Origin of the sequence: Selenomonas sp. oral taxon 137 str. F0430 (genome assembly GCF_000183625.1) — a bacterium.
Lineage (GTDB): Bacteria > Bacillota > Negativicutes > Selenomonadales > Selenomonadaceae > Centipeda > Centipeda artemidis.
The window spans coordinates 1-4,016 of the sequence record NZ_AENV01000012.1 but is presented as its reverse complement, the minus strand read 5'-3'; the positions used below and the strand labels follow the sequence as shown (position 1 = coordinate 4,016).

The window sequence follows — 4,016 nt, the reverse complement described above, 5'->3', positions numbered from 1 at the left end:
AACGTCTTTCTTGCCTTTCAGATCATATCCGAGGATCACATATACCGCTTGATCAGATACGCCTTTGTCACCGCGCATTGAAACATAGATACAGTCAACGAAGACAAATGGATAAAATGCCTTGAGCGGTCGATTTTGCCATTCATGCAGCTCGTCAAGCACACTGTCTGTAATATGCGAGATTTGCTCGGCACTGAGCATAAAGCCATAGATGTCATCGATGGTGGAGGAGATGTCTCGCTGACTCATTCCTCTGGCATACATCGCGAGGACTTTTCCTTCAATGGACGAAACGTCCGTCTGTCTTTTGGGAACGATTTGCGGTGTAAAAGAGCCGTCACGGTCTCTTGGGACGCTGATGGGAACCTCGCCTGCTGAGGTTTTGAGGACTTTGGGGGTATATCCGTTGCGGCGATTTGCTGTATATTGTGGAGACCGCCCGCGAGCAGCTTGGCGTTCGGGTGTCCCCCGCTTAAGCTCATAGTGGATCGCCGTGTGCGAGCATCCAACCCGTGCGGCTATGGCGCGAAGGGAGAATCCTTCGCGGTGAAGTGCCTGTATTTGCCCCCTTTCGTCAAGGGTAAAGTGCTTTCCCGATTTACGAACAGCTTCCATTGTGGTAGAATAGGCGTAATCCATAGTGATTGCTCCTTTGCTGATGTTTTGTAGCGGAACCATTATAGCACGGGATGTCACTATGGATTTTGTTTTTGTTTAGCTGTTCAACTTCATTTTACAACGAACCGAATACTATCAAGTGTTGATTTCTTGAAGTTTTACAAATATATTCTACAAGTTATGCTATAATAACGCGGAATAGGATCCAACAAAAGAAGGTGAGAATGAGATGCGGCTCACGGAACGAATCAACGCACATCTTAGGGATCTCAGCGATGCAGACAAGTGTATCTGGCGCTGGATCGACAGCAACCGTACGGCGGCGAGCCGCATATCCATCCACGAACTCGCGCGCGCGTGCGCCGTCTCAAGTGCGTCCGTCGTGCGCTTCGCGCAGAAGCTCGGCTTCGACGGCTTCGGCGAGCTGAAGGCGGTCATGCGTATGGAGGCAGCGGAGATGGTGTCGCCCCGCCGCGATGTGACAGCCACGCTCGGCAGCTTCTACGATCAGACATGGCGTACGCTCATGCGGCGTGACTACACGAGCGCGAGCCGTCTCATCCGCGAGGCGCACCGCATCTTTGCCTACGCCTCGGGCTATGTGCAGACGAACGTCATGCAGGAGATGAAGCGGCTCTTCGTCTATGACAACATCCTCATCTACGAGATCGCGGGTCGCGAGGAGTTCTACTCGGTCTACCAGACGGCGGGGCCCGACGACCTCTTCATCTTCATCTCGCTCTCGGGCGAGTCCGAGCGCGTCGTAGAGTTCGCAGATCAGCTCCATCTCAAGGGCGTCCCCATCCTCTCAATTACAGAGATGCGGCACAACACGCTCGCCGCCCAATCGACAGAGAATCTCTACGTCATGCCCGCAGAGATTGGACTCGCCGAGAACGAACAGCGCCTCCAGTTCAAATCCATGCTTGCCTACTTCCTCCTGCTCGAGATCTGGTATGTGCACTACCGCCTGTATGTACAGGAGCAGGAGATGGATTAGAAATGTCCCCTCCAGCGTTTTTGAGGGCTATACGAATCATCCGCTGCTGTAACAAATTTCATCCAATGTACCGTGATACAGTCTCCGTACATTCTGCCCGAAAGCCGCGAAACTATTGCATTCGCGGCTTTTTTGCGCTATCGTTGAGTCATCAGATTTCAGGTTTGTTTCACACACAGTTGCAAGGTTGGGATTTAAGGAGGAACGCACATGGCACTCAGTAAGGATGTCATCATGCAAAATATGCAGCGGTTCGGCGGCGCGATGTATACGCCCGTCATTCTGTTTGCATTCTTCGGTCTGACGGTGGCGGTGTCCATCGTCTGCAAGAACGAGGGGCTGCTTGGCAGTCTCGCCGCACCTGGCACACTCTGGTATGATTTCTGGTTCGTCGTCGAACAGGGCGCATGGACGGTGTTCGCCCAGATGCCCATTCTCTTTGCCATCGCCGTGCCGATCGGCTTTGCCAAGAAGGAACCGGCGCGCTGCGCGATGGAGTCCTTCGTCATCTATATGCTCTTCAACTACTTCATCTCCGCATTCCTCACGCTCCACGGCAGCGCGTTCGGTGTGGACTACAGCCAGCCGGCGGGTCCCGGCACAGGCCTTGCAATGATCGCGAACGTCAAGACGCTCGACATGGGCATGCTCGGTGCGATCTTCATCGCCTGCTGCACGGCATTCCTGCACAATCGTTTCTATGACACGAACATCCCCGATTGGCTCGGCATCTTCAAAGGACCTGCGTTCGTCGTGGCGATCGGCTTCGTCGTCATGATCCCGATGGCACTTCTCTTCTGCATCGTCTGGCCTGCCGTTCAGCACGCCATCGAGCAGTTCCAGTTCTTCCTCAAGACCAGCGGCATCCTCGGTGTCTGGGCATACACGTTCTCGGAGAAAATGCTCCTTCCCGCAGGTCTCCACCACTTCATCTATCTCCCGTTCATCTTCGGCCCTGCGGTCGTAGACGGCGGCATTCAGGCATATTGGCTTGGCCACATCAATGACTTCATGGTCAGCGGGCAGTCGCTCCGTGAGCTCTTCCCCGAGGGCGGCTTTGCCCTCCACGGCAGCGGCAAGGTGTTCGGTCTGCCGGGCGCGGCACTCGCGATCTATATGTGTGCGAAGCCTGAGAAGCGCAAGAAGACAGCGGCGCTCCTCATCCCCGCAACGATCACGGCGGTGCTCTGCGGCATCACAGAGCCAATCGAGTTCACCTTCCTCTTCGTCGCACCGCTTCTCTATCTCCTGCACGCCGTCCTCTCGGCAACGCTTTCCGCAACGCTCTATGCAATCGGGCTCTCGGGCAACTTCGGCGGCGGTCTGATCGACTGCTTCGTGCAGAACTGGATTCCGCTCTTCTCGTATCACTATGCGACGTATCTCATGCAGATCGCCGTTGGTCTGTGCTTCACCGCGATCTACTTCTTCGTGTTCCGCTTCGTCATTCAGCTCAAGGACTACAAGACCCCCGGCCGCACGGACGACGGCGTAGAGGACAAGCTCTTCACGAAGGCGGACTACAAGGCAAAACAGGCGGGTACAGCAGGTGCTGCGGCAGCCGCTCCCGGCATGAAGCTCGATGAGCGCGATGTCAAGGCGCGCGCCTTCCTCGACGGTCTCGGCGGCGCGGCAAACATCAAGGACGTGACGAACTGCGCAACGCGTCTGCGCGTCACGGTCAACGATCCCGAACTCGTCGCTCCGACGGGCGCATTCACCGAGGCGGGCGCACACGGGCTTGTCCGCAACGGTCACGCATTCCAAGTCATCGTGGGACTCTCCGTCCCGCAGATCCGCGAGCGCTTCGAGGCACTCATGACCGCCCCTGCCTCCGATGTGGACGAGGTCGCCGTCGGCACGGAGAAATCCTTTGCCATTACGGCTGTTACAACGGGTCATATCATCGATATGAGCGAGGTCAAGGACGAGATGTTCTCGCAGAAGATGATGGGCGACGGCGTTGCGGTCGAGCCGACGGAGGGCATTGTGGCCGCTCCTGCGGATGCTGAGGTCACGATGGTCATGGAGGACAGCCGCCATGCGGTCGGTCTCCGTATGGACAACGGCGCGGAACTCCTCATCCACATCGGTGTGGACACAGTGAAACTCGAGGGCAAGGGCTTTGAACTGCTCGTCAAGATGGGCGATCGCGTCAAGGCGGGTGCGCCGCTCGTGAAGTTCGACCGCGATGTGATTCATGCGGCGGGCTATCAGGACACCGTCATCATGGCAGTCACGAACTCCGGCGAGTACCCGCTCATGAAGAAGATGACGGGCATGGATGCAAAAGCCGGCGAGACGACGGTTCTGACGTTCTGATGAAGAAAAGCCTCCCCGTCGAAACGGGGAGGGGACCACGCGCAGCGTGGTGGAAGGGCGCTTTGAACGACAGGGT

At 56.6% G+C, this 4,016-nt stretch carries 3 protein-coding genes; 2 read left to right on the top strand and 1 reads right to left on the bottom strand.

Annotated elements, in window-relative coordinates:
- Positions 1–639: transposase (locus HMPREF9162_RS12400; RefSeq protein ID WP_009439106.1), on the bottom strand; the 639-nt coding region annotated here is incomplete at its 3' end.
- A 208-nt stretch (positions 640–847) separates the two neighbouring features.
- Between HMPREF9162_RS12400 and HMPREF9162_RS08975 the strand changes: the two genes are divergently transcribed.
- Entirely contained in the window at positions 848–1,618 is a 771-nt protein-coding gene (locus tag HMPREF9162_RS08975; RefSeq protein WP_009349137.1) for a MurR/RpiR family transcriptional regulator, read from the top strand.
- Positions 1,619–1,828: 210 nt separating this feature from the next.
- Complete coding sequence (locus HMPREF9162_RS08970; protein WP_009439105.1) at positions 1,829–3,940, top strand: alpha-glucoside-specific PTS transporter subunit IIBC; 2,112 nt, start codon at positions 1,829–1,831, stop codon at positions 3,938–3,940.
- Positions 3,941–4,016: the final 76 nt, after the last annotated feature.

Bases quoted from the DNA above. Each gene is read 5' to 3' on its own strand.
- HMPREF9162_RS08975 (WP_009349137.1), top strand. From the start codon at position 848: ATGCGGCTCACGGAACGAATCAACGCACATCTTAGGGATCTCAGCGAT.
- HMPREF9162_RS08970 (WP_009439105.1), top strand. From the start codon at position 1,829: ATGGCACTCAGTAAGGATGTCATCATGCAAAATATGCAGCGGTTCGGC.